Source organism: Streptomyces sp. NPDC001594 (genome assembly GCF_042893675.1).
In the GTDB taxonomy this organism is placed as follows: Bacteria; Actinomycetota; Actinomycetes; order Streptomycetales; family Streptomycetaceae; genus Streptomyces.
The window spans coordinates 45,583-68,787 of record NZ_JBIAVB010000020.1; the positions used below are offsets into that span (position 1 = coordinate 45,583).

The 23,205-nt window shown below is 73.8% G+C and carries 22 protein-coding genes; 10 read left to right on the plus strand and 12 right to left on the minus strand.

The genetic code is table 11. The features are described from left to right. The first annotated feature begins 187 nt into the window (after positions 1 to 187). Complete coding sequence (locus ACFY0O_RS31980) at positions 188 to 781, plus strand: hypothetical protein (protein WP_388953188.1); 594 nt, start codon at positions 188 to 190, stop codon at positions 779 to 781. Positions 782 to 818: 37 nt separating this feature from the next. Here the strand turns inward: ACFY0O_RS31980 and ACFY0O_RS31985 are convergent, their stop codons facing one another. After that, positions 819 to 1,592 (minus strand): LysR substrate-binding domain-containing protein, encoded by a 774-nt coding sequence (locus tag ACFY0O_RS31985; protein WP_388953190.1) that lies wholly within the window; start codon positions 1,590 to 1,592, stop codon positions 819 to 821. A 57-nt stretch (positions 1,593 to 1,649) separates the two neighbouring features. Between ACFY0O_RS31985 and ACFY0O_RS31990 the strand changes: the two genes are divergently transcribed. Then, positions 1,650 to 2,054: a DUF5997 family protein gene (locus tag ACFY0O_RS31990; RefSeq protein WP_388953192.1), complete on the plus strand. Its 405-nt coding sequence runs from the start codon at positions 1,650 to 1,652 to the stop codon at positions 2,052 to 2,054. Between the two features lie 186 nt (positions 2,055 to 2,240). Here ACFY0O_RS31990 and ACFY0O_RS31995 read toward each other — a convergent pair whose 3' ends face one another. Together ACFY0O_RS31995 and ACFY0O_RS32000 are read right to left on the minus strand one after the other, a co-directional pair. After that, entirely contained in the window at positions 2,241 to 2,921 is a 681-nt protein-coding gene (locus tag ACFY0O_RS31995; protein WP_388953195.1) for a response regulator, read from the minus strand. Continuing rightward, positions 2,918 to 4,120, minus strand: coding sequence for a sensor histidine kinase (locus ACFY0O_RS32000; protein WP_388953197.1), 1,203 nt, complete (start codon positions 4,118 to 4,120; stop codon positions 2,918 to 2,920). The genes ACFY0O_RS31995 and ACFY0O_RS32000 overlap by 4 nt, the downstream gene beginning before the upstream one ends. A gap of 174 nt (positions 4,121 to 4,294) precedes the next feature. Between ACFY0O_RS32000 and ACFY0O_RS32005 the strand changes: the two genes are divergently transcribed. After that, the gene (locus ACFY0O_RS32005) at positions 4,295 to 5,266 is read left to right on the plus strand and encodes an ion transporter (protein ID WP_388953200.1); all 972 of its coding nucleotides are present in this window, start codon (positions 4,295 to 4,297) and stop codon (positions 5,264 to 5,266) included. Here the strand turns inward: ACFY0O_RS32005 and ACFY0O_RS32010 are convergent. The 6 genes from ACFY0O_RS32010 to ACFY0O_RS32035 all read right to left on the minus strand — a co-directional run bounded on the left by ACFY0O_RS32010 (position 5,218) and on the right by ACFY0O_RS32035 (position 12,115). Then, positions 5,218 to 6,789, minus strand: a complete 1,572-nt coding sequence (locus ACFY0O_RS32010) for a hypothetical protein (protein WP_388953203.1) — start codon at positions 6,787 to 6,789, stop codon at positions 5,218 to 5,220. The two genes, ACFY0O_RS32005 and ACFY0O_RS32010, sit on opposite strands and share 49 nt — an antisense overlap. A gap of 130 nt (positions 6,790 to 6,919) precedes the next feature. Further along, a complete protein-coding gene (locus tag ACFY0O_RS32015) occupies positions 6,920 to 7,579 on the minus strand; it encodes an ABC transporter ATP-binding protein (protein WP_388953206.1) in 660 nt (219 codons plus the stop codon). Further along, positions 7,572 to 8,555 carry an ABC transporter ATP-binding protein gene (locus tag ACFY0O_RS32020; RefSeq protein ID WP_388953418.1) on the minus strand — a complete coding sequence of 328 codons (984 nt, stop codon included), beginning with the start codon at positions 8,553 to 8,555 and terminating at the stop codon, positions 7,572 to 7,574. The genes ACFY0O_RS32015 and ACFY0O_RS32020 overlap by 8 nt, the downstream gene beginning before the upstream one ends. Before the next feature lie 113 nt (positions 8,556 to 8,668). Beyond that, positions 8,669 to 9,538, minus strand: a complete 870-nt coding sequence (locus ACFY0O_RS32025) for an ABC transporter permease (protein WP_388953208.1) — start codon at positions 9,536 to 9,538, stop codon at positions 8,669 to 8,671. Next, on the minus strand, positions 9,531 to 10,496 hold the full coding sequence (locus tag ACFY0O_RS32030; RefSeq protein ID WP_388953211.1) for an ABC transporter permease: 966 nt from the start codon (positions 10,494 to 10,496) through the stop codon (positions 9,531 to 9,533). Before ACFY0O_RS32030 ends, ACFY0O_RS32025 begins: the two co-directional genes overlap by 8 nt. Positions 10,497 to 10,528: 32 nt before the next feature. After that, on the minus strand, positions 10,529 to 12,115 hold the full coding sequence (locus ACFY0O_RS32035) for an ABC transporter substrate-binding protein (protein ID WP_388953214.1): 1,587 nt from the start codon (positions 12,113 to 12,115) through the stop codon (positions 10,529 to 10,531). Positions 12,116 to 12,304: 189 nt separating this feature from the next. On the opposite strand from ACFY0O_RS32035, the gene ACFY0O_RS32040 reads away from it, so the two are divergent. Together ACFY0O_RS32040 and ACFY0O_RS32045 are read left to right on the plus strand one after the other, a co-directional pair. Beyond that, positions 12,305 to 13,282 carry a fibronectin type III domain-containing protein gene (locus ACFY0O_RS32040; RefSeq protein WP_388953216.1) on the plus strand — a complete coding sequence of 326 codons (978 nt, stop codon included), beginning with the start codon at positions 12,305 to 12,307 and terminating at the stop codon, positions 13,280 to 13,282. Positions 13,283 to 13,433: 151 nt separating this feature from the next. Beyond that, positions 13,434 to 15,470 (plus strand): ATP-binding protein, encoded by a 2,037-nt coding sequence (locus ACFY0O_RS32045; protein ID WP_388953218.1) that lies wholly within the window; start codon positions 13,434 to 13,436, stop codon positions 15,468 to 15,470. A gap of 143 nt (positions 15,471 to 15,613) precedes the next feature. Here ACFY0O_RS32045 and ACFY0O_RS32050 read toward each other — a convergent pair whose 3' ends face one another. Continuing rightward, the gene (locus ACFY0O_RS32050) at positions 15,614 to 15,799 is read right to left on the minus strand and encodes a DUF5999 family protein (protein ID WP_042809879.1); all 186 of its coding nucleotides are present in this window, start codon (positions 15,797 to 15,799) and stop codon (positions 15,614 to 15,616) included. Between the two features lie 310 nt (positions 15,800 to 16,109). After that, positions 16,110 to 17,336, minus strand: coding sequence for an acyl-CoA dehydrogenase family protein (locus tag ACFY0O_RS32055; protein ID WP_388953221.1), 1,227 nt, complete (start codon positions 17,334 to 17,336; stop codon positions 16,110 to 16,112). Positions 17,337 to 17,545: 209 nt separating this feature from the next. Here ACFY0O_RS32055 and ACFY0O_RS32060 point away from each other — a divergent pair, with 209 nt between their 5' ends. Then, positions 17,546 to 18,196: a TetR family transcriptional regulator gene (locus tag ACFY0O_RS32060; RefSeq protein WP_358896685.1), complete on the plus strand. Its 651-nt coding sequence runs from the start codon at positions 17,546 to 17,548 to the stop codon at positions 18,194 to 18,196. 28 nt (positions 18,197 to 18,224) lie between these two features. Here ACFY0O_RS32060 and def read toward each other — a convergent pair whose 3' ends face one another. Beyond that, positions 18,225 to 18,779 (minus strand): peptide deformylase, encoded by a 555-nt coding sequence (gene def, locus ACFY0O_RS32065; RefSeq protein WP_388953224.1) that lies wholly within the window; start codon positions 18,777 to 18,779, stop codon positions 18,225 to 18,227. Positions 18,780 to 18,901: 122 nt separating this feature from the next. Here def and ACFY0O_RS32070 point away from each other — a divergent pair, with 122 nt between their 5' ends. From ACFY0O_RS32070 to ACFY0O_RS32085, 4 genes are all read left to right on the plus strand, one after another. Further along, a complete protein-coding gene (locus ACFY0O_RS32070) occupies positions 18,902 to 20,140 on the plus strand; it encodes a MurT ligase domain-containing protein (RefSeq protein ID WP_388953227.1) in 1,239 nt (412 codons plus the stop codon). Positions 20,141 to 20,161: 21 nt separating this feature from the next. Beyond that, the gene (locus ACFY0O_RS32075; protein ID WP_358896691.1) at positions 20,162 to 20,890 is read left to right on the plus strand and encodes a glutamine amidotransferase; all 729 of its coding nucleotides are present in this window, start codon (positions 20,162 to 20,164) and stop codon (positions 20,888 to 20,890) included. 213 nt (positions 20,891 to 21,103) lie between these two features. After that, positions 21,104 to 22,129, plus strand: coding sequence for a 6-phosphofructokinase (locus tag ACFY0O_RS32080; RefSeq protein ID WP_358896693.1), 1,026 nt, complete (start codon positions 21,104 to 21,106; stop codon positions 22,127 to 22,129). 98 nt (positions 22,130 to 22,227) lie between these two features. Continuing rightward, on the plus strand, positions 22,228 to 23,202 hold the full coding sequence (locus ACFY0O_RS32085) for a cytochrome c oxidase assembly protein (RefSeq protein WP_388953229.1): 975 nt from the start codon (positions 22,228 to 22,230) through the stop codon (positions 23,200 to 23,202). Positions 23,203 to 23,205: the final 3 nt, after the last annotated feature.

Sequence of the window (23,205 nt, forward strand, 5' to 3'; positions counted from 1 at the left end):
CGCTCCCGCGGGCGCAACGCGAGGACCGGCCGCCCCCGCCCCGCGCCGGCGGCCCCGGGAGCCGCGGGCCGGGCCGGTGGCGCGGCCACCTGCTGAGACGTTTCCGCGAGGGGTGCGCCGCGGTCGCACAATGGGATCGGGGGACCCCCGGAGGACCCGGAGGATGCGGGCGGGAGGCACACGGACCGTGGACGAGCGGGCACAGGACGAACCGGAGCGCCGCCGGGAGTGGGCCCGGGAGCTGGTGGCCGGCCTGGCCGCCGCCGAGGACGTCGACCGGGCCCTTGCCGCCGTACTCGACCCGGACCCCGATCTGCAGGCCGAGAACGGCGTCCGCCGGGCCCGCGCCGTGCACGCGGCTGCCATGGGCCTGGGGCCGGCGGGCTGCGCGGCGGCCGCCGGGATCCCGGAGGCCCTGCTCGCCGGGTGGCGGGCCCAGGACCCCGCCTTCGAGGCCGCGCTGGCCGCGGCGACCGCGCTGGCTGCGGCGCACCGGGTTCCGGGCCGGGGGCGGACCAGCGGGCTGGGCCTGCGCCTGTTCCTGCAGTCGGTGGCCCGGGGCGCGCACGCGGGCACGGCCGCGGCGATCATCGGTCTGCGCTCGGACCAGCTGCTGCGGCTGCGCCGGGCGAACCCCCTGGTGGCCGCGCTGGTGGACGCGGCCGTCCAGCAGGCCCGGGGACTGCGCGCGGGCGAACGCCGGCCGAAGCGGACCCCCTCCTACCGGCTGGTCACCCTCCGCGACCCGGCCCCGCACCAGGACGGCCCGGACCGCCCCTGACCAACCGCGACCACCCCTGACCTGCCCTGACCGGGGCTTAGCGGCCGCGGCGGGGCTTGCCTCGCTTGGGGGTGGCGGCGCCGCGGGCGTTCGGCTTGCCCCCGGACCTCGCCGCCGGCTTGCCGGGCGTGCGCGGCTTGGCCCCGGTCTTCTTCGCCGTCGCGGCCTTGCGGTCCTGCTGGGGCTGCGGCTGTGCGCCCTGGCGGCCGCGCGAGCTGTTGACCGTGCGGCCCCGGACGATCCCGATGAAGTCCTCGACCATGTCGGTGGTCTTCTCCTCCGGCCAGGACAGCGCGACCCGCGAGGCGGGGGCGTCCGTCACCGTCCGGTAGGTGAGGTCCTTGCGGTGGTGCAGCCGGGCGAGGGACTGCGGGACGACGAGCACGCCGATGCCGGCCGCGACCAGCTCGACGGCGTCCGCCGTGGTGGCGGGCCGTTCGAACGCGGGCTTCCCGGGCGGGGTCTCCCAGCCCAGGACGTCGTCCAGGGGGTGCAGCACGATCTCGTCGGCCAGGTCCTCGGTCGTCACCTCCTCCACGGCGGCCACGACGTGGTCCTTGGGGACCACGACCACGGTGGTCTCGGTGTAGAGCGGGATCGCGCTGAGGTCCGCGCCGTCCACCGGCAGCCGGACGAACCCGGCGTCGGCCTCGCCGGCGCGCAGGGCGGCGAACGCCTCGCCGGCGGTCACGCCGACCAGCGTCAGCGGGATGTCGGGCAGCCGCTCGTTCCAGATCCGCACCCACTTGGTGGGCGTCACTCCCGGGACATAGGCGAGCCGGAACGAAGGGGTTGCATCCGAGCCTGTCACCCCGCAAGGCTACCGGTCGTGGTCGGAGCCCGTGCACATGCTCGATACCCTTGAGGCATGACGTCGCACCAGAGCACCCAGACGATGAAGCCCGCGACCGCGGCGAAGAAGCTGGGTGTGTACCTTGAGGCCACCCCCGCAGAGTTCCAGGAGGGTGTGGTCTCGCGCACCGAGCTGAACGCACTCCAGGCCGAGCCGCCCGCCTGGCTGGTGGAGCTGCGGCGCAACGGCCCGCACCCGCGCCCGGTGGTCGCCTCGAAGCTGGGCGTGTCCATCGCCGGTCTCGCGCGCGGCGGGGTCACCGAGGCGCTCACCACGGAGCAGATCGAGGCCCTGAAGCAGGACAACCCGGAGTGGCTGCAGAAGGAGCGCGCCACGCAGGCGGAGGTCCGCAAGGAGGCCGTCCGCATCAAGGAGAAGCAGGCGGAGAAGGCGCAGAAGGACGCGGACAAGCGTTCCTGACCCCCTCCTCCCCCACACGCACGACGGCCGGGCCGGGTCCCCTCAGGGGGCCCGGCCCGGCCGTTCTCGACCCGGAAATCCGATGGATAACGATCTTGCGTGCCCGACGGCGACACGGCGTGGTGGCGGGAGCACCACGACCGGGTGGAGCGGGCCGCCCGCGAGGCCGCCAGCGCCGACGGCTTCCTAGCGCCCCGGGTCGGAGGGGGAGACCAGGCCCGTCTCGTACGCCGTGATGACCAGCTGGACCCGGTCGCGGGCGCCCAGTTTGGTGAACAGCCGGGCCACGTGGGCCTTGGCGGTGGCGACGGAGATGAACAGCTCCTCGGCTATCTCCCCGTTCGAGCGGCCCCGCCCGACGAGGGTGAGGACCTCCCGCTCCCGGTCGGTGATCCCCTCGACCGGCCGCGCCCCCCGGCCGGGCTCCGTGCGCGGACCCCGGACGAAGTCCGCGATCAGACGGCGGGTGACGCCCGGGGCGATCAGCGCGTCCCCCGCGGCGACCACGCGGACGGCCGCGAGGATGTCGTCCAGCGCCATGTCCTTGACCGCGAACCCGCTCGCGCCGGCGCGCAGCGCCCCGTAGACGTGCTCGTCCTCGTCGAAGGTGGTCAGGACCAGCACCCGGGGCGCCCCGGGCGCCGCGGTGATCCGCCGGGTGGCCTCGATGCCGTCCATCCCGGGCATCCGGATGTCCATCACCACCACGTCCGGACCGTGCGCGGCGGCCCCCTCGACCGCTTGGGCGCCCGTGCCCGCCTCCGCCACCACCTCCAGGTCGGCCGTCTCGCCGATGAGCACCCGCAGTCCGGAGCGGACCAGCGGCTGGTCGTCGACGAGCATGACCCGGACGGGACCCCCGGTCATCGCCCGTCCCCCGGTGCCCCGGCGGGCAGCGGGATCTCCGCCGCCACCCGGAACCCGCCCTCGGGGCGCGGTCCGGCGCTGAAGCGGCCGCCGAGGAGGCCGACCCGCTCGTACATGCCGGTGATGCCGAAGCCGGGCTTCCCCGGGCGCACCGCCGCGCCCCTGCCGTCGTCGGCCACCTCCACGCGCAGCTCCTCCTCCCGGAAGTCCACCGTCACCCGGGCCCGGGCGGACCCCCCGGCGTGCCGGACGACGTTGGTGAGGGCCTCCTGCACGATCCGGTAGACGGACAGGTCGATGTCCGGCGGCAGCGGGCGCGCCGCGCCGGTCCGGCGGACGTCCACCCCGACCCCCGAGCCCGCGAGCGAGGCGGCCAGCGCGTCGAGGTCGGCGAGTCCCGGTGCGGGCCCGGTCGGGGCGGGGCCCGCGCCCCCGTCGGGTTCGGCCCGGCGCAGGGCGACCAGGGTCCGGCGCAGACCGGCGAGGGTCTCCCGGCTGGTGTTCTCGATGACCTCCAGCGCGCTGCGCGCCTCCCCCGGCCGGGTGTCGATGACCCGCCGGCCCACCCCCGCCTGGATGGCGACGACCCCGATGCTGTGGGCCACCATGTCGTGCAGCTCCCGCGCGATGCGCAGCCGTTCGGCGGTCACCGCCTCCGACACGGCCTGGGCGTGCAGTTCCCGGGCGTGGACGCGCCGCTGGCGCACCAGCAGCCCGGCCATGCAGCTGGTGCCCAGGGCCAGCACCGCGGTCAGCAGCGCGGGGACGAGGAGGCCCCCGGCCGCGAACGCTCCGACGGACAGGACCTGCACCACCGCGACGGCGGCGCCGGCGGCGATCGCCTGCCAGCGCGGGCGCACGGCCACGACGAGGCCGAGGACGAGGTCCGCCGGAAGGTAGCCGAGCAGCCGCTCCGGGCCGTGCGGCCCCATGGCCCCGAAGCCGACGAGCGTGGCGGCGAGGACGGTCAGGACCAGCGCCACCAGCGGCCGCCGCCGGAGCAGGCCGGCCAGCAGGCTCACCGCGAGCAGCAGCACGACCGCCGCCGCCAGGCCGGTGTTCTGGGGGCCGGAGCCGATGAGCAGGCCGGCGACGAGGAGGTAGAGGAGGGCCGCGCCCCCGTCGAGGAGGGCGGTCCGCACCGCCCACGCTCCCGTGTCCGTTGCGAGGGGCGCCCGTGGCAGCGCTGTTGTGTTCATGCCGCGACAGTAATCACCGCACTCCGCGCGGGCATCGGCCCGCGGGCTTACGCCCCCGGGCGGGGCCGTGCCGTCGCCGGGCCCGCTGAAACCCGTTCGGCGGTGGCGCGTTAGCAGGGCGGGCCGGCGCGCGCGCCCGCGCTCACGAGCAGCCGTACGAGTACGAGGAGACAGATGACCGACACCGCGCACGCCGGACCCGGCCGCAGGAGACTCGCCGCCCACTGCCGGCGGATCACCGAGGCCCCCTCCTTCGGCATGGGCGTCTTCCTCGTGATCCTGGTCAACGCGGGGCTGATGGGGGCGGAGACGTACAGCGGCCTGGCCGCGTCCCAGGGGCGGGTCCTGCAACTGGCCGAGGACGGCTGCCTGGTCCTGTTCACGCTGGAGATGGTGCTGCGCGCCGGCTCCTACGCGGACCGGCCGAAAGCATTCTTCCGGGACCCCTGGAACATCTTCGACCTGCTGATCGTGGCCTCGGCCTTCCTGCCGTTCCTGCGGTCGAACACCACCGTGCTGCGGCTGCTGCGGCTGGCCCGCGTGCTGCGCACCGCCCGCTTCCTGCCCCACCTGCGCATCCTGCTGCTCGCCGTCGGGCGCAGCCTGCCGGGCACGGCGAGCTTCCTGTTCGTCGGGGCGCTGGTGGTGTACGTGTACGCCATGGTGGGCTGGGTCTGCTTCGCGCACTCCGATCCGCAGCACTACGGCTCGATCGGCCGGGCAGCGCTCACCCTGTTCCTGCTCACCACCCTCGACGGGCTCACCGACGCCGTCCGGGCGGGGCTGGAGATCTCCCGGTTCAGCGTCCTCTACTACGCCTCCTACGCGCTCCTCGCCTCGTTCGTCCTGGTCAACGTCCTGATCGGGGTGGTCCTCAACTCCCTCGACGAGGCCCGGGAGATGGAGGAGGCCGATGCCCGGGCCCGGGAGCGGGCGGACCGGGAGGCGGACGCGGCCGACGAGGTCCGGGAGCGGATCGCCGCGGCCCGTGTCGCCCTGGACGACCTGGAGGCCAGCCTCGACCTGGTGCGGTCGGCACCCCCGGCCGCGCCCGGCCCCCGGGACCCGAAGGAGCGCGAGCCCGGCCGGCGGCCGGGTCAGCCGCCGTCGCGCACGGCGACGATGCCGTTGAACACGCCGATGTAGGCCGTGCCGTCGGGGCCGAGGGTGATCGGCGCCCAGTTGTTGTCGTACAGCGGGCCGGTGCCCGTCAGCTGCCGCCAGCGGCGCTCACCGGTGCGGAAGTCCACCGCCGTGAGGTACCAGGCGTCGATCCCCCAGGAGTTGGGCTCCTTCTCGTAGAAGTAGAGCAGCCCGTTCCCGGTGGAGAGCTTGGGGACCACGGACGGGGAGCGGATCGCGCTCTGCCAGACCGTGTCGCAGCCGCTGCCGTCGGGGCGGACGTCGATGCGGCTGGCTCCGCCGACGACGGACTTGCCCAGCAGCAGCGAGGTGACGTTCTCGTAGCCGTAGTTGTTCTCGACGACGAGGCTGTTGCCCCAGGTGATCAGGGAGTTGTCGGTGGTGGAGGCGCCGGAGCCGAAGACGGGTACCTTGCAGACCAGCCGCCGGTCGGCGGGGACGTCGGTGCCGCGCCGGTAGACCAGGACGTTCATCCGGTCGTCGGCGTTGTCGGTGATGGCGACGTAGCCGTCGCCGAAGAGGTCCGGGGTGGTGCCCGAACCCTGGTTCACGGAGCCGGGCTTGGTCCCGGTCCCGCGGTCGTAGGTCTGGCGCCACTGCGCCTCGGGGGTGCCGTCGGCGGTGGCGCGGAAGCTGTAGAGGGCGTGGTCGGAGACGATGGAGACGCCGTCCTCGGCGACCGAGAAGGAGTTCTGGATCTCCTCGCCCTCCAGCCGGATCGAGCGGATCCGCGAGGTCCGCGGGTCCACGGTGCCGACGCGGCCCTGGCGGGTGACCCACCAGATCAGGCCGTTCCAGTCGGGCATGACCGAGGTGACGGGGTCGCAGGTGCCGCTGGGCCACAGGTCGGTCCAGCTGACGCAGTCGTGCGGGACCTGTCCGGTGAGGTCCCAGTCGTTCTCGACGGTGAACTTCCAGCTCCCGTCGGGGTTCTGGGAGTGGGCCAGGCGCAGGACGTGCTGGCGGGAGTCGGCCAGCACCGCGCGGTCCTCGTTGTCGAGGTAGAAGTAGGCGCCGCCGGAGGTGTCCTTGAAGATCTTCGAGAAGTCGAGCGAGGTGATCGCCTCGACCGTCGAGGAACGCTGCGGGAGCTGGTACTCCGCGAGCGTGGCCAGCGTCCGGGGGTCCAGGAGTTTGGCCTTGAAGCCGGAGAAGGTGCCGCAGACGGTGACGATGCGGCCGCCCGCGTCGAAGGTGGCGGTGGCGCACTCCCCGCCGAGCGCGGCGATCTTCTCGCTGGTGACCTGAGGGTTCCTGCCGAGCGGCCCGGACCAGGGGGAGGTGGCGCTGCCGCCCGCGTCGGAGTGCATGCCGCTGCGGCCGTTGGGCGCGAGGAAGGGGTGCTGCGCCGGGGCGCCGCCCGGCAGCGGTGCGGCGGTCGCGGGGGCGCCGTCGTAGTGGGCGACCAGGCGGTGGCCGGGTGCCTGGGGGATCTCCTCGGCGTGGGCCGGGGAGCTGGTACCCGCCAGGACCGTCAGGGCGGCGATGGCGGGGGCCACGGCGCAGTTCAGCGTTCTTCGGAACATCGGGGCGTCCTCCTTCTGGGTGCAGTGCTGTTGACATCACGTCTGACATCGCGCCGCCGCCAGACGCTAGATCGCACCGCCCGAGGAGTCCATGGACGGGAGGGAGGATTCACGAACACGCAACAGTGGATCAACCGCCCGCGATGTCACTCCAGTTCACCGTGCGCCCACACCATCGGCCGAGCAGCACCGGATCGTGCCCGACGGCCAGCAGACCGGCTCCGGTCTCCCTCCGGTACTCCTCCACCACACCGACCAGGGCGGCCGTGGTGGAGGCGTCGAGCATGGCCGTCATCTCGTCGCAGACCAGCCAGCGCGGCCGCAGCACGAGGGCCCGGGCCAGGCAGGCGCGCTGCAGCTGGCCGTCGCTGACCTCGTGGGGGCGCCGGGCGAGGAGGTCCGCCCCCAGCCCGACCCGGTCGGCCAGGGCCGCCACGGCCTCGTCCGCCTCGTGACGACGGCCCGTTGCGCGGAGCGGTTCGGCGACGAGGTCGCGCAGCCTGAGGCGGGGGTCCGCCGAGAGCCGGGGCTGCTGGAAGACCACCCCCACGCTGACGCGCAGGGAGCGCGGGGCCCGGTGCCGGAAGCCGGTCACCGCGCGGCCGTCGAGGAGCACCGTCCCCCGGTCGGGCCGGTGCAGCAGGGCGGCGACCCGGGCCAGGGTGGACTTGCCGCAGCCGCTGGGTCCGAGCAGGCCGAGGGCCTCGCCGGGGCGCAGGGCGAGGTGGGCGTCGCGGACGACGGGGCTGCGGCGGTCGTAGCCGGCGGTGACGCCGTGGAGCTCAAGCACGGTGGCAGGCCACCCCTTCGGTCAGCGGCGGCCGGACGGTCCGGCAGGTGGCGTCGGCGAGGGCGCAGCGGGGCGCGAAGGCGCAGCCGGGCGGCAGGTCGCCGAGCTCGGGCGGGCTGCCCGGGATCGGGGTGAAGGCCCGCTCGGGCAGGGCGTCGAGCAGACCGCGGGCGTAGGGGTGGCGCGGGCCCGGCTCGCCGAAGAAGGTCTCGGCGGGGGCCAGTTCCACGATCCGGCCCGCGTACATGACGGCGACGGTGTCGGCGATGCGCCGGGCGGCGGCCAGGTCGTGGGTGATCATCAGCAGGGCCCGGCCCGATTCCCGGGTGTGGGCGCGCAGTTCGTCGGCGGTGCGCTCGACGAGGTCGCGGTCGAGGCCGGTGGTCGGCTCGTCGGCGAGCAGCAGGGGGGCGTCGCCGATGAGCGCGAGCGCGGTGGCGGCGCGCTGGGCGAGGCCGCCGGAGAGCTGGTGGGGGTGGTGGTCGAGGTGGCTCGCGGGGAAGGCGGCCCGGGCGGCGGCGGCCTCGGCGGCCGCGCGCGGGCGGCGGGAGCGGGTGAGTTCCCGGACGGTCTCCTCCAGGTGGGAGCGGACGGTGCGGACCGGGGTGAGGTGGGCGGCGGGGCTCTGCGGGACCAGGGCGACGCGGCGGCCGCGGACCGTGCGGGCCAGGGTCTCCTCGTCGGCGGCCAGCAGGTCGAGCCCGTCGGGCAGGAGGGCCGAGCCCGCGGTCTCGGCGTTGCCGGGGAGCAGTCCGAGCAGTGCGGAGGCCAGGACGGACTTCCCGCAGCCGCTCTCCCCGACGAGCACCAGGCACTCCCCCACCGCCAGCGCGAACTCCGCGCCGGTGACGGCCTCGACATGGCGGCCACCGCCCGTCCGGAAGCGCACGCAGAGCCCTCGGACCCGCAGCACGGGGGTGTCGGGGTCTGCCGAGCCGGGCTCGGGCGCGGCCCCGGGGCACGGCGCGGCCCCGATACCGGACGTGCGCCCGCCGGCGGCCCGTACGGGGGCGGGGCCCGGCGCGGGGTCCGCCTGCCCGGTGCGGCTGCCGGCGCGGGTCGGCGGGAGCGGGGTGGGATCGGGGCGGGTCACAGGGCGGTCTCCGAGCGTCGGCGGGGGTGGAGGCGGTCGCGCCAGGCCCCCGCGAGCCCGGCGATGGCCAGGGTCGGCAGGATCAGCAGCAGGCCGGGGAAGAGGGTGGGCCACCAGTCACCGGCGAGCAGCGAGCCGCGGCCGCCCTGCACGAGGGTGCCCAGGCTGGCCTGGTGGGCGGGCAGGCCGAGGCCGAGGAAGGACAGGGCGGACTCGTGCCACATGGCGTGCGGGACCATCAGCACGGCCGCGAGCCCGGCCTGCGGCAGCACCCCGGGCAGCAGGTGGCGGACGGTGACCCGCCACCGCGAGGCCCCGCCGGAGACGGCCGCGTCCACGTAGGGCCGGCCGCGCAGCGAGAGCACCTCGGCGCGCACGATCCGGGCGGTGGACAGCCAGTGGGTGACCGCCACCGACACCACCACGGGCCAGACGCCGGGCCGGAACAGCGCGACGACGAACACGCCCAGCAGCAGGTGCGGCACGGACGACAGGGTGTCGACGGCCCGCATCAGCAGCCGGTCGCTCCACCCGCCCAGCGCACCGGCGGCCGCGCCGACGGCCGTGCCGACGACGGTGGCGACGAGCGCGGCGACCAGGCCGACCAGCAGGGACACCCGCAGCCCGTAGACGCAGCGCAGCAGCAGGTCCCGGCCCAGGTCGTCGGTGCCGAAGGGGTGCTCCCAAGAGGGCGGGAGGAGTTTCGCGGAGAGGTCGACGGCCTGCTGGTCGAGCTGGACCAGGGGTGGCACCACCAGCACGGCCAGGACCAGCACCGCCGCCACGGCGGCCGAGGCGCGCACCCGCAGGGCGCGGGTGGAGCGGCGGTCGCGGCCGCGGCCGCGCCAGAGCACGGCTTCAGCCATCGAAGCCCACCCTCGGGTCGGCGAGCCCGTACAGCAGGTCGGACAGCAGGTTGCCGGCCAGGACCGCGGCGGTGGCCAGTACGGTCAGCGCGGCCAGCAGCGGGAAGTCCACCGAGGTGGCGGCCTGCACGGTGGCGGCGGCGATCCCGGGCCAGCTGAAGACGGTCTCCACCAGCAGGGCTCCGGTGATCAGCTCGGGCACCCGGGAGCCGACGAGCGTCAGCATCGGCAGCATCCCGGAGCGCAGGGCGTGGCCGAGGAGGACCCGGCGCTGTGACAGGCCCCGGGCGCGGGCCCCGCGTACGGGGTCCTCGTCCAGGGCGTCGGCGACGCCCTGGCGCACGTAGAGGAAGAACCAGGGCAGCTGGGAGATCCCGAGGACCAGGGCGGGCAGCACCAGGTGGGTGGCGACCTGGCCGGGGGTGATCTCGGTGGAGGCGGCGTCGGTGAGGCCGCCGGAGGGCAGGACGCCCAGCCGGACGGAGAACAGCCAGACGGCCAGCAGCCCGAGCCAGTAGGCGGGGGCCGCCTCCAGGGTGTAGGCGAGGCCGCTCACCGTCCGGTCCAGGATCCCGCCCCGGCGGCGCGCGGCGAGCACGCCGAGGCCGGTGCCGAGGAGGACCGCGACGGCGAAGGCGCAGCCGGCGAGCAGCGCGGACCAGCCGAGCCGTTCGGCGATGGCGTCGGCGACGGGCTGCCGCAGGGCGGTGGAGTCGCCGAGGTCGCCGGCGAGGGCGGAGGTGAGCCAGTCCCACCAGCGGTCGAGGAGCGGCCGGTCCACGCCGAGGTTGGCGCGCAGCCGGTCGAGTTCGGCCCCGGAGGCGGTGAGTCCGGCGGTGCCGGCGTAGGCCTTGACGGGGTCGAAGGGGGAGAGGGCGGCGACGGTGAAGACGCCGAGGGTGACGGCGAGCAGGACCGGGGCGGCGGACAGGATCCGCCGCCCGGTCATGCGGGCCATCGGCCCCCAGGGCAGGCGCGGGGGACGGGCGGTCACCGCTGCTTCGGCTTCCAGGTCTCCACGTTCCACCAGGGGCCGGAGCCGAGGCCGTGGTCGTGCGGTTCGACCTGGGTGCTCAGGCCCTGCCACTTGTCGCCGACGACGTAGAGGTGGTCGATGTGGGTGAGGAAGACGTAGCCGGGGTTCTTGGCGAGCTCGCGCTGCACGGTGTCGTAGGCGGCCTTGCGGGCGGCCGGGTCGCCGCTGGTGCGGCCGTCGGACACGGCGCGGTCGACGGCCGGGTTGTCGTACCGGGCCATGTTGTTGAAGCCGTCGCCGCCGAGGGAGGAGGTGAGCAGCTGGTACTGGTCGAAGTCGGGGTCGGCCGGGGAGCCGCCGCCGGCGAGGACCGCGTCGGTCTTCATCCGGGGTTCGATGACCTCCCAGGTCCCGGCCTCGGTCCTGACCTCGATGCCCGCCTTCTTGGCGTCGGAGGCGAAGGCGAGGGCGTGGTCCTGGCGGATCTTGTCGCCGGAGGTGTACCAGAGCGGGAAGGCGGCGCGGACGCCGTCCTTGACGCGGATGCCGTCCCCGCCGGTCTTCCAGCCGGCCTCGTCGAGGATCCGCCGGGCGCGGTCGAGGTCGTGGGGGCGCTCGGTGCCGGGGGTGAACCAGGGGCTGTCGGTGGGGACGGGGCCGTAGGCGGGCTTGCCCGCGCCGTCGAGGAGGGTGTCGACCATGGCCTGGCGGTCGACGGCGAGGTCGAGCGCCTGGCGGACCGCCACGTCTCCGGTGACGGGGTGGTGGGTCGGGAGGGTGACGTCGCGGTAGTCGAAGGTCTTGGCCGCGTACGTCCTGTGCTTCCCGTCCTTGCCGAAGCCGCGGGCGAGGTCCGGGGGCAGGATCGCGGCGTCGAGCTCGCCGGAGCGCAGCCGGGTGGCGCGGACGTCGTCGTCCTTGACGACGGCCATGGTGAAGTTCTTGACGGCGGGCTCGCCGCCCCAGTAGCCGGGGTTGGCCTTGAAGCTGAGCTTCTCGCCCTTGGACCAGCCGGTGAGGACGTAGGGGCCGGTGCCGACGGGCTTGGTGGTGAACTCGCCGCTGTTGACGTCCTGGCGTCCCGCGATGTGTTCGGGGGCGATGGGCAGGACGGTGCGCTCGGCGAACGGCGCGTAGGGGTACTTGAGGGTGAAGACGACCCGGTCGGGGCCCTGGGCCGTGACGCTCTCGACCGCGTCGAGCTCGGTCCTGGAGGCGTTGTTGGTCTTCGGGTCGAGGATGGTGCGGTAGGTGAACTCGACGTCCTTGGCGGAGAAGGGCTCCCCGTCGCTGAACTTCACGCCCTGGCGCAGCCGGAAGGTGTAGGTGCGGCCGTCGGCCGAGACCTCGGGGAGGGCCTCGGCCAGCGCGGGCCTCAGCTTCATGTCCGCGTCGTGGGTGAGGAGCCCGTCGAAGATCTTGGAGTTGCCGTCCTTGCCGTAGCCGAGGAGGGGGCTGAGGGTCTCGGGTTCGGTGGCGATGCCGACGACGGCGGTGTCGGCCGGGGCGGGGGCCGAGGGGTTGGAGCAGGCCGTGACGCCCGTGATGAGTGCGGTGGCGAGCGCCGCGCCGGCGGCTCCCCGTACGTTCCGGGCCGTCATGCTGTGCACATCCCTGTTTAAGATCATCTGTTATTGCAAAGAGTTCGCAATAATGCCAGACGAGATCAGAAGACGACGAACCCGGCCATACGGACGCCGGTTCCCGGCCACCGGGGTCTTGTCCGGCCGCCCCCACCCGTGCCATATATGTCTAGACCTTTACGAGCGCACGTACGAGGAAGGCACCCCGTGCGACCCATCACGGCCCCGCGCCGCGCCGGGGCGGTCCTCGCGGCCCTCGCCCTCTGCCTGGGCGCCCCCGCGCTGAGCGCCTGCGGCGCGGACGGCGACACCACGCCCCCGCACGCCCCCGCCGGGCTCAGCGCCCAGGCGGGCAGCGCCACTTCGGTCCACGTGATGTGGGAGTCGGCCGCCCCCGCCGACGGGGTCACCGGCTACCAGGTCTTCCAGGACGGCCGGCTGGTGCGGGAACTCCCCGCCGAGAAGACCATGACGGACGTCACCGGGCTCACCCCGCGGACCGCCTACGCCTTCACCGTCCGGGCCCGCGACGCCGCCGGGAACCGCTCCGCCGAAGCCCCCGCCGCACGGGCCGCCACCCCCGCCGCCCCGCCCGAGGACCACGCCCCGCCCACCGCCCCGCCCGCCACCACCGGCCGCGCCGAGGGCCCCCGCACGGTCCGCCTGGCCTGGACCCCGGCCACGGACGACACCGGCGTGACGGCGTACGACGTCTACCAGGGCGGGATCCGGATCCACACCGCCGGCGCCGCCGAGACCGCCACCACCCTGACCGACCTCCAGCCCGGCACCGCCTACTCCTTCACCGTCCGGGCCCGCGACGGCTCCGACAACAGCTCCGCCGACGGGCCGCCGGTCGCCGTGACCACCCCCGGCGACCCCGCCCAGGGCCCCGGCACCGCCCCCGGCGCGTTCACGGCCGCCACCTCCCCCGGCACGGTCGACCTGGGCTGGACCGCCCCGGACGCCGGCCGCGGGACGGACGAGTACCAGCTCTACGTCAACGACCGGCCCGTCACCGTCATCCGGTTCGGGGCCGGCGCCGTCCCGAAGGACCGCGCCTCCTACCGCCTCACCACCACCGAACCCGCCGGCACCGTCTGGACCCTGAAACTCCGCGCCCGCCTGCCCGACGGCAACTGGGGCGCCTTCTCCGAGGAGCGCCGCGTCACCCTCCCCGGCTGACACCGGTGGACCGGTCCACCCCCACCGATCGGGCCGAACGGCACTGCCGCGCAAGAAGATCGCGCACAATACAAACGTGTTCGGTGAGTACTCGGTCAACCACGGTCAGGCAGGTGCCAGCAGTGGCGACCATGCGTCAGAATCTCGCGCCGTGCCGGGAAACCTACCGCCGGAGACGGCGAGCTTCGTCGGCCGCGAGGCCGAACTCGACCGTCTCGAAGGCCTGCTGGACGAACGAAGACTGATCACCCTGACCGGGGTGGGCGGCGTCGGCAAGTCCCGGCTCGCCCTGCGGGCCGCCGCCCGCCCCGGCCGGGCCCGGCCCGACGGGGTCTGGTGGGTGGAGCTGTCCCCGCTGCGCGACCCCGGGCTCCTCACCACCACCCTCGCCCACACCCTCGGCCTCACCATCGGCGTCGCCGCCCACGCCGGGCAGTCCCTCGACGAGGAGCTGTGCGCGTGGATGGCCGACAAGACCATGCTGCTGGTCCTCGACACCTGCGAGCACCTGGTCACCCCCGTCCGGCACCTGGTGGGCGAACTCCTGCAGTCCGCACCCGGCCTGACGGTGCTGGTCACCTCCCGCGAACGGCTCGGCTCCCCCGGCGAGACCGTGCTGGAGGTCCGGCCGCTGCCCTGCGAGGGAGCCGACAGCGACGCCCTCGCCCTCTTCCGGTCCCGCGCGCTGGCCGCCTCGCCCCAGGCCGCCGCCACCCTCGCCGACCCCGCCCGGGCCGCCCTCGCGGCCGAGGTCTGCCGCCGGCTGGACGGCATCCCGCTCGCGCTGGAACTGGCCGGCGCCCGGCTGCGGGTGTGGACCCTGGAGCGGATGGCCCAGCTGCTGGGCGCCCGCTTCGACGTGCTCGCCGACACCGGCCGGGCCGCGCTGCCGCCCCGGCACCGGACCCTGCGGACCGCCATCGGGTGGAGCCACGAGCTGTGCGAGCCGCTGGAGCGGCTGCTGTGGGCCCGGCTGTCGGTGTTCGCCGGGGACTTCGACGTGGCCGCCGCCCGTACGGTGTGCGCCGGCGGGCCCCTGCCCGCGGCCCGGGTGGAACGGCTGCTGGAGGGGCTGGTCGCCAAGTCCGTGGTGCGCCGGACGCGGGAGCGCGGCGCGGGGACCCGCTACCGGATGCTGGACACCATCCGCGAGTTCGGCCACGACTGGCTGGCGGAGCTGGACGAGGTACGGAACGTCGCGGACCGCCACGCCCACTGGTACGCCGCCCTCGCCCGGGCCGCCGAACGGGACTGGATGGGGCCCGGGCAGGTGGACTGGTACCGCAGGATGAGCGCCGAGCACGCGCAGCTGCGCACCGCCCTGGAGCACCTGCTCGGGACGGACCCGGCCGCGGCCCTGGAGATGGCCGGCGCCCTCTGGTTCTTCTGGTTCTCCTGCGGCCACCTCCAGGAGGGCCGGAGCTTCCTCGAACGGGCCCTGGCCCAGGTCCCGCCGACGGGCGCCGAGCACGCGCAGGCGCTGTGGGCGCTCGGGTTGACGATGCTGCTCCAGGGCGACCTGGCGGCGGCGCGGCTGACGGGGCTGGCGTCCGTGCGGGCCGCCGACGCGCTCGACGACCCCGAGGGCCGGTTGCGCGCCGCCTACCTGCGGTCGGTGTCCCTGCTGATGCCGGGCGACCCGGTACGCGCGCTCGCGCTGGCGGGCCCCCCGGCGCGGGCGGGCCACGGCGGCGAGGGCAGCGGGGCGGGCCGTCTGCTGTGCCAGCTGGTGAGCGCGTACGCCCTGTGCGACCTCGGGCGCTTCGAGGAGGCCGCCGAAGAGGCGGAGGGGCTGCGCACGGCGTGCGTGGAGCGGGGCGAGCGCTGGATGCGGGCCTACGCGGACTACGTCCTGGCCGTCTCGGCGCTCGGGCTGGGGCGGCACGCGGAGGCCGCCCGGCACGTACGGGCGATGCTGTCCGGCAAGCGGCTGCTGAACGACCGCTTCGGCATCGCGATCGGCCTGGACATGCTGGCCGCGGCGGTGGCCGGCCTGGGCGACGGGGAGCTGGCGGCGCGGCTGCTGGGCACCGGGCACGCCTGGTGGCGCACGGTGGGCCGGCCGCAGATGGGCTCGCCCTCGCTGACGGCCCTGCGGGACCGGGGCGAGCGGCAGGCCAGGGCGGCGATCGGGGACGCGGCGTACGAGAGCGCGTTCCGGGGCGGCGCGGCGACGCCCACCGGCTGAGTCCCAGCCGGTGGACGGGGTAATCCGAGAGCTCCCGTCAGTACGGGAGGGGTCTGCCCGACGGTGTGCGCAGGTCCAGGTCTCGGGGGGCGGGCTTGGGGACGGGCTTGCGGATCAGCTGCTGGCGCATGCTACCTCCTCGCTCAGACCAGGGCCGGGCGACGGGGTTCCACCGTCCGGCCTTCGGGGAGCAGTTCCCCGGTGTCGTCGAAGACCACCACGCCGTTGCAGAGCAGGCTCCAGCCCTGTTCGGGATGGAAGGCCACGGTGCGGGCAGCGTCACGGTCGGCGCTGTCGGCGGGCGGGCAGGGGGGCTGGTGAGAGCACATGGCGCACCTCCTCGCAGAGTGGGGCGGGAGGGCCGGTGGTCACCCGGTCGATTCCGCGATCCACGGTGGCGGCGAGTATTGCCGATCGCCACCCCCGGACGGAACCCGTATTCGAGGTCGAGTTCAGGGTGTGTATGCCCGCTCACCATGCGCTCATGCCGGCTTTCCGGATCTTCTCCGCGCACCAGGGCCGCACCGCCCCGCGATCCCGGGCCGAACGCCCCGCCAAACCGGGATGATCATCCCAACTCCCCCACCCGCACCACCCTCACGAGTGGTGCGGATCACACGCCCCCGCCTCCTCGACCGGCTAGCGGATCGGCATGCCGGAGAGGGTGCGGGCGATCACCAGGCGCTGGATCTCGCTCGTGCCCTCGAAGATCGTGTAAATAGCGGCATCCCGGTGCATCCGCTCCACCGGGTACTCCCGGGTGAAGCCGTTGCCGCCGAGGATCTGGACCGCCTGGGCGGTGACCTTCTTGGCCACCTCGCTCGCGTAGAGCTTCGACATGGAGCCCTCCGCCGCGGTGAAGGGCTTGCCCGCGATCGCCATCCACGACGCCCGCCATACCAGCAGCCGGGCCGCGTCGATCTGCGTGCGCATGTCCGCGAGCTGGAAGGCCACCCCCTGGTTGTCGATGATCGGGCGGCCGAACTGGGTGCGGGTCTTCGCGTAGTCGAGGGCCACCTCGTACGCGGCGCGGGCGGTGCCGACCGCCATGGCGCCGACGGCCGGCCGGGAGGCCTCGAAGGTGGCCATGGCCGCGTTCTTGACGCGCTCGCCGCCCGCCTTCGCCTTCTCGCGGGCCCGCGAGAGCCGCTCGTCGAGCTTCTCCTTGCCGCCGAGCAGGCAGGAGCCCGGGATGCGCACGTCCTCCAGGACCACCTCGGCGGTGTGCGAGGCCCGGATGCCGTGCTTCTTGAACTTCTGGCCCTGCGAGAGGCCCGGGGTGCCCGGCGGCACGATGAAGGAGGCGTGGCCCTTGGTGCCGAGCTCGGGGTCGACCACGGCGACGACGATGTGGACGTTGGCGATGCCGCCGTTGGTGGCCCAGGTCTTGGTGCCGTTCAGCACCCACTCGTCCGAGGCCTGGTCGTAGACGGCCCGGGTGCGCATCGCGCCGACGTCGGAGCCGGCGTCCGGCTCGGAGGAGCAGAAGGCGGCGACCTTCACGTCGTCCGGGGTGCCGTACATCTGCGGGATCCAGGTGCCGATCTGCTCCTCGGTGCCGTTGGCGAGGACGCCGATGGCCGCGAGGCCGGTGCCCACGATCGACAGGGCGATGCCGGCGTCGCCCCAGAACAGCTCCTCCATGGCCATCGGGATGCCCAGGCCGGTGGGGTCGAAGAACTGCTGGGCGTAGAAGTCCAGCGAGTAGATGCCGACCTTGGCCGCCTCCTGGATCACCGGCCAGGGGGTCTCCTCGCGCTCGTCCCACTCCGCCGCCGCGGGCCGGATCACGTCGGCGGCGAAGCCGTGGATCCAGTCGCGGACCTGCTTCTGGTCGTCGTTGAGCTCCATGGTGAACTCCGCCATGTCCCCTCCAGCTGCTTCACACGGCCGTGCGGCCACACCCGGCGGACCCGACCCATGGGCGAGTTACTGCCGGTAACCTTAACAAGGGCCACAGTCTGTTACCGGCCGGTAAGCACTGTCAAGCGCCGCCGGATCAAACGTCAGGGTGTGCGGGGTGTTACGTTGCGTGGGCGTCACGCACATCGCAAGGGCGGGGAGAGAAACACGTCATGCAGACCACCCAGGAGGCCGGAGCCGGCGAGCCGGGAGCCGGCGAGCGCCGCCGGCGCGAGCTCCTCGAGGCGGCGGACCGCGTCGTCCTCAGGGACGGCCCCAAGGCCTCCATGAACGCCATCGCGGCGGAGGCGGGCATCACCAAGCCCATCCTCTACCGCCACTTCGGCGACAAGGCGGGGCTCTACCAGGCCCTGGCCGTCCGGCACACCGACGCCCTGCTCGACTCGCTGCGGGCCGCGCTCGACGCCCCCGCCGAGCGCCGCAGCCGGGTGGAGTCCACCCTCGACACCTATCTCGCCGCCATCGAGGCCCGCCCCCAGGTGTACCGGTTCCTGATGCACCCCGCCGAGGACTCGCAGAGCTCCGAGCGCGGCTTCGACGTCGGCCTGCACTCCGCCCCGCTGCTGCGCCGGCTCGGCGAGGAACTGGCGCAGGTGGTGGGCGAGCGCGTCGACCTCGGCCCGGGCGGCGAACAGCTCGCCCGGATCTGGGGGCACGGCATCGTCGGCATGATGCACGCCGCCGGGGACTGGTGGCTCGGCGAACGCCCGTGTGCCCGGGCCGATCTGGTGGCCGGCCTCACCGACCTGCTCTGGGGCCGCCTGGCCACCGCCGGCAACCGCGCGGACGGCCCGGGCTTCTGAGCCGCCCGGGCCCCGGCGTACGGCCGGGCTACCGCTGCCCGGCCGCCCTGCCCCAGGGGGTCTTGCGGATGGCCCGGCGCAGCAGCCGGGCGCGCAGACCGGTCACCCGGTCCGCGTAGACGGTGCCGTCGAGGTGGTCGCACTCGTGCTGGAGGCAGCGGGCGAAGAACCCGGTGCCTTCGATCCGCACCGGCTTCCCGTCGGAGGTGACCCCCTCGACGACCGCGCGGTCGAAGCGGGCGGTGCCCGCCTCCAGGCCGGGCAGCGAAAGACAGCCCTCGGGGCCGAGGAACTCGTCCCCGTCGGCCTCGACCAGACGGGGGTTGACCACGTGTCCCACGTGGCGGACGTCATCGTCGTCGGGGCAGTCGTAGACGAAGACCCGCTGCCCGACCCCGACCTGGTTCGCGGCGAGGCCGACCCCCTGGGCGGCGTACATCGTGGCGAACATGTCCTCGATGAGCCGGTCGAGTTCGGGGCCGAAGTCGGTGACCTCGGCGCAGGCGGAATGGAGCACCGGATCACCCAGCAGGCTCATGGTGCGGACGAGTCCGGTGGTACCGGGGATGGGGCGCTGTCGCATGGCCGTAAGGGTACGACGGGCGAATATATGAGGAGATCCGTGGCGGACCGGGGGCGCCGCGGTCAAGGCTCCGGCCGGTACTGGATAGGCTGGGGCGACCGACGCTAGGAGGACAAAGGACGATGGCAGGCAACACGGAGCCGCTTTCGCCGCGGGCCAAGCTGGCCGTGACGGCGGGCAAGGCCGCGGCGGCGGTGTCGCGGGCCGCGGGACGCGGAAGCGGATCGGTGATCGGTGGCAAGGTCGCGCTCAGGCTGGACCCCGATCTCCTCGGCGCGCTGGCGCAGCATCTCGATGTCGTCCTCGTCTCCGCGACGAACGGCAAGACCACGACGACCCGTCTGATCGCCGAGGCCCTGCGGGCCAGCGGTCCGGTCGTCTCGAACGCGCTGGGCGCGAACATGCCGGCGGGCATCACCTCCGCCCTGGCCGGCGGCTCGGACGCCAAGTACGGCGTCATCGAGGTCGACGAGAAGTACCTGGCCGGGGTGGCCCGGGACGTCACCCCGAAGGTGATCGCCCTGCTGAACCTCTCCCGCGACCAGCTGGACCGCGCGGCCGAGACCCGCATGCTCGCCGAGAAGTGGCGCGAGGGGCTCCAGGGCTCCAAGGCGGTCATCGTGGCGAACTGCGACGACCCCCTGATCGTCTGGTCGGCCTCCTCCTCGCAGAGCGTGGTGTGGGTCGCGGCCGGCCAGGAGTGGAAGGACGACGCCTGGTCGTGCCCCTCCTGCGGCGGTGTCATGCAGCGCCCGGGCGACGACTGGTTCTGCGGCGAGTGCGGTTTCCGCCGCCCGACCCCCACCTGGGTGCTCTCCGGCGACCACGTGCTGGACCCGCACGGCTCGGCCTGGCCGATCCACCTCCAGCTGCCCGGCCGCGCCAACAAGGCGAACGCCGCCACCTCGGCCGCCGTGGCCGCCGTCTTCGGCGTGCCCCCGCAGGTCGCGCTGGAGCGCATGTACCAGGTCCAGGCCGTCGCCGGCCGCTACGACGTGGTCTCCTTCCAGGGCCGCGACCTGCGCCTGCTGCTGGCGAAGAACCCGGCCGGCTGGCTCGAGACGTTTTCGCTGATCGACGGCCCCCCGGCGCCGGTGGTCCTCTCGGTCAACGCCCGCGGCGCGGACGGCACCGACACCTCCTGGCTGTGGGACGTGGACTACCCGCGCCTCGCCGGCCACCCGATCTTCGTGATCGGCGACCGCAAGCTGGACCTGGCCGTCCGCCTGGAGGTCGCGGGCCTGGACTTCCGGGTCTGCGAGACCCTCGACGAGGCCGTGCAGCTGGCGCCGCCCGGGCAGATCGAGCTGATCGCCAACTACACCGCCTTCCAGGACGTGCGCCGCCGCGTCGGCAACTAGTCACCCATAGAGGACAAGAGCATGAGCGACAACAGCCTGCGTCTGGTGTGGGTCTACCCCGACCTGCTCAGCACGTACGGAGACCAGGGCAACGCCCTCGTGGTGGAGCGCCGGGCGCGCCAGCGCGGCCTGGACGTGCAGCGCGTGGACGTGCGCAGCGACCAGCCCATCCCCACCTCGGGCGACATCTACCTGATCGGCGGCGGCGAGGACCGGCCCCAGCGGCTGGCCGCCGAGCGCCTGCTGCGCGACGGCGGCCTGGAGCGCGCCGTCTCGAACGGGGCGATCGTCTTCTCCGTCTGCGCCGGGTACCAGATCCTCGGCAAGGAGTTCGTCAACGACATGGGCCAGCGCCAGGAGGGCCTGGGCCTGCTGGACGTCGTGACCGTGCGCGGCGAGGGCGACCGGTGCGTCGGCGACGTGCTCGCCGACATCGACCCGCGGCTGAACCTCCCCCCGCTGACGGGCTTCGAGAACCACCAGGGCGTCACGCACCTGGGCCCGACGGCCAAGCCGTTCGCCCGCACCCGGCTCGGCCGGGGCAACGGCACCGGCGACGGCACCGAGGGCGCGTACAACGACACCGTCTTCGGTACGTACATGCACGGACCCGTGATGGCCCGCAACCCGCTGATCGCGGACCTGCTGCTGAAGCTGGCCCTCGACGTGAACGCGCTGCCGGCCATAGACGACCGCTGGTACGAGGCGCTGCGCGCCGAGCGCATCGCGGCGGCCACGCAGCCCGTGTAGCGGCCCGCGCCGCGGCGGCCCGCGGCTCACCCCGTCCGGCCCGGACTCCCCTCGGGGGTCCGGGCCGACGTGCGTTCGTACGATCTTCCGTTTGGTGTGTCCGTCCTGTGGAGGATGGTTCAGTCCAGTGGGAATCCGCTTGTAGGGTGACGGTTAGTTCCAACCGGACGACGTGGTCCGGTCGTCGGCCCACGTTGCAAAGGTCTTTCTGCCATGCGCATTGGTGTGCTCACTTCCGGTGGCGACTGCCCCGGCCTCAATGCCGTCATCCGCTCCGTCGTGCACCGCGCCGTCGTCGACCACGGGGACGAGGTCATCGGCTTCCACGACGGCTGGCGCGGCCTGCTGGAGTGCGACTACCGCAAGCTCGACCTGGACTCCGTGGCCGGCATCCTGGCCCGCGGCGGCACCATCCTCGGCTCCTCCCGCGTCCAGCCCGCGCACCTGCGCGACGGCGTGGAGCGGGCCCGCGGCCACGTCGCCGACCTGGGCCTCGACGCGATCATCCCGATCGGCGGCGAGGGCACGCTCAAGGCCGCCAACCTGCTCGCGCAGGGCGGTCTGCCGATCGTCGGCGTGCCGAAGACCATCGACAACGACATCTCCTCCACGGACGTCACCTTCGGCTTCGACACCGCCGTCGGCGTGGCCACGGAGGCCCTCGACCGGCTGAAGACCACCGCCGAGTCGCACCAGCGCGTCATGGTGGTCGAGGTCATGGGTCGGCACACCGGCTGGATCGCACTGCACTCGGGCATGGCGGCCGGCGCGCACGCCATCGTGGTCCCGGAGCGTCCGTTCGACATCGATGAGCTGACGGCGATCGTCGGCGAGCGCTTCTCCGCCGGCAAGCGGTTCGCGATCGTCGTGGTCGCCGAGGGCGCCAAGCCGCGCCCCGGCTCGATGGAGTACCAGCAGGGCGGCACGGACCAGTACGGGCACGAGCGCTTCGCCGGCATCGGCAACATCCTCGCCGTCGAGCTGGAGCGGCGGCTGGGCAAGGAGGCCCGTCCGGTCATCCTGGGCCACGTCCAGCGCGGCGGCACGCCCACCGCCTACGACCGGGTCCTGGCCACCCGTTTCGGCTGGCACGCGGTGGAGGCGGCGCACCGGGGCGAGTTCGGCATGCTGACGGCCCTGCGCGGCACGGACATCGTGATGGTCCCGCTGGCCGAGGCGACCTCGCACCTGAAGACGGTGCCGGACGCGCGGTACGACGAGGCGCAGACGGTTCTGTGATGTTCAACCCGTTCTGACCCCTTCGGCCGCCCCCGGACACGATCTCGTCCGGGGGCGGCACTACTGTGGTGGGGCGCCACAGTCAAGGGAGTGAACAGATGGACCACAGCGGTCACGGCATGGACATGAACATGGATATGGACATGAACATGGACCTGCCGCCGTTCACCCTCGGACGCGGTCTGGAGTTCTCCTTCGACGCGTTCTTCCTCTTCGGCTCCCTGATCGCGCTCGCCCTGTACGGCTGGGGCGTGGTGCGGCTGCGCCGGCGCGGGGACGCATGGCCGCTCGGCCGGACGGTCGCCTTCGCCGCCGGCGTGCTGACGGTGATGCTGGTGATGTGCACCAAGCTGAACGACTACGGCATGGTCATGTTCAGCGTGCACATGATCCAGCACATGGTGATCAGCATGGTCACCCCCATCCTGGTGCTGCTCGGCGCCCCGGTGACCCTCGCCCTGCGCGCGCTCCCGCCCGCCGCCCGGGGCAGCAAGGGCCCGCGCGAGCTGCTCCTGATGCTGCTGCACAGCCGGTACATGCGGATCGTCACGCACCCGGCCTTCACCATCCCGATGTTCATCGCCAGCCTGTACGCCCTGTACTTCACCCCGCTGTTCGACTTCCTGATGCAGAGCAGGGCCGGGCACATCGGCATGATGGTCCATTTCCTCGCCGTCGGCCTGATCTTCTTCTGGCCGATCATGGGCGTGGACCCGGGCCCGCACCGCCCCGGCTACGTGATGCGGATGCTGGAGCTCTTCGCGGGCATGCCCTTCCACGCCTTCTTCGGCATCGCCCTGATGATGGCGAGCGAGCCGATGATCAAGACGTACGCGAACCCGCCGGCCTCCCTGGGCATCGACCCGCTCGACGACCAGCACTGGGGCGGCGGCATCGCCTGGGCCTTCAGCGAGATCCCCTCGGTGCTCGTGCTGATCGCCCTGGTCTACCAGTGGTACCACTCCGAGCAGCGGGCGGCGAAGCGCTCGGACCGGGCCGCGGACCGGGACGGCGACAAGGAGCTGGAGGCGTACAACGCCTATCTCGCCTCACTGCAAGGGCGCGGCCAGTAGCGC

Coding starts and splice junctions, on each gene's coding strand:
- ACFY0O_RS31990 (WP_388953192.1), top strand. CDS start 1,650: ATGACGTCGCACCAGAGCACCCAGACGATGAAGCCCGCGACCGCGGCG.
- ACFY0O_RS31995 (WP_388953195.1), bottom strand. CDS start 2,921: ATGACCGGGGGTCCCGTCCGGGTCATGCTCGTCGACGACCAGCCGCTG.
- ACFY0O_RS32000 (WP_388953197.1), bottom strand. CDS start 4,120: ATGAACACAACAGCGCTGCCACGGGCGCCCCTCGCAACGGACACGGGA.
- ACFY0O_RS32005 (WP_388953200.1), top strand. CDS start 4,295: ATGACCGACACCGCGCACGCCGGACCCGGCCGCAGGAGACTCGCCGCC.
- ACFY0O_RS32010 (WP_388953203.1), bottom strand. CDS start 6,789: ATGTTCCGAAGAACGCTGAACTGCGCCGTGGCCCCCGCCATCGCCGCC.
- ACFY0O_RS32025 (WP_388953208.1), bottom strand. CDS start 9,538: ATGGCTGAAGCCGTGCTCTGGCGCGGCCGCGGCCGCGACCGCCGCTCC.
- ACFY0O_RS32030 (WP_388953211.1), bottom strand. CDS start 10,496: ATGGCCCGCATGACCGGGCGGCGGATCCTGTCCGCCGCCCCGGTCCTG.
- ACFY0O_RS32035 (WP_388953214.1), bottom strand. CDS start 12,115: ATGACGGCCCGGAACGTACGGGGAGCCGCCGGCGCGGCGCTCGCCACC.
- ACFY0O_RS32050 (WP_042809879.1), bottom strand. CDS start 15,799: ATGTGCTCTCACCAGCCCCCCTGCCCGCCCGCCGACAGCGCCGACCGT.
- ACFY0O_RS32055 (WP_388953221.1), bottom strand. CDS start 17,336: ATGGCGGAGTTCACCATGGAGCTCAACGACGACCAGAAGCAGGTCCGC.
- ACFY0O_RS32060 (WP_358896685.1), top strand. CDS start 17,546: ATGCAGACCACCCAGGAGGCCGGAGCCGGCGAGCCGGGAGCCGGCGAG.
- def (WP_388953224.1), bottom strand. CDS start 18,779: ATGCGACAGCGCCCCATCCCCGGTACCACCGGACTCGTCCGCACCATG.
- ACFY0O_RS32070 (WP_388953227.1), top strand. CDS start 18,902: ATGGCAGGCAACACGGAGCCGCTTTCGCCGCGGGCCAAGCTGGCCGTG.
- ACFY0O_RS32075 (WP_358896691.1), top strand. CDS start 20,162: ATGAGCGACAACAGCCTGCGTCTGGTGTGGGTCTACCCCGACCTGCTC.
- ACFY0O_RS32080 (WP_358896693.1), top strand. CDS start 21,104: ATGCGCATTGGTGTGCTCACTTCCGGTGGCGACTGCCCCGGCCTCAAT.
- ACFY0O_RS32085 (WP_388953229.1), top strand. CDS start 22,228: ATGGACCACAGCGGTCACGGCATGGACATGAACATGGATATGGACATG.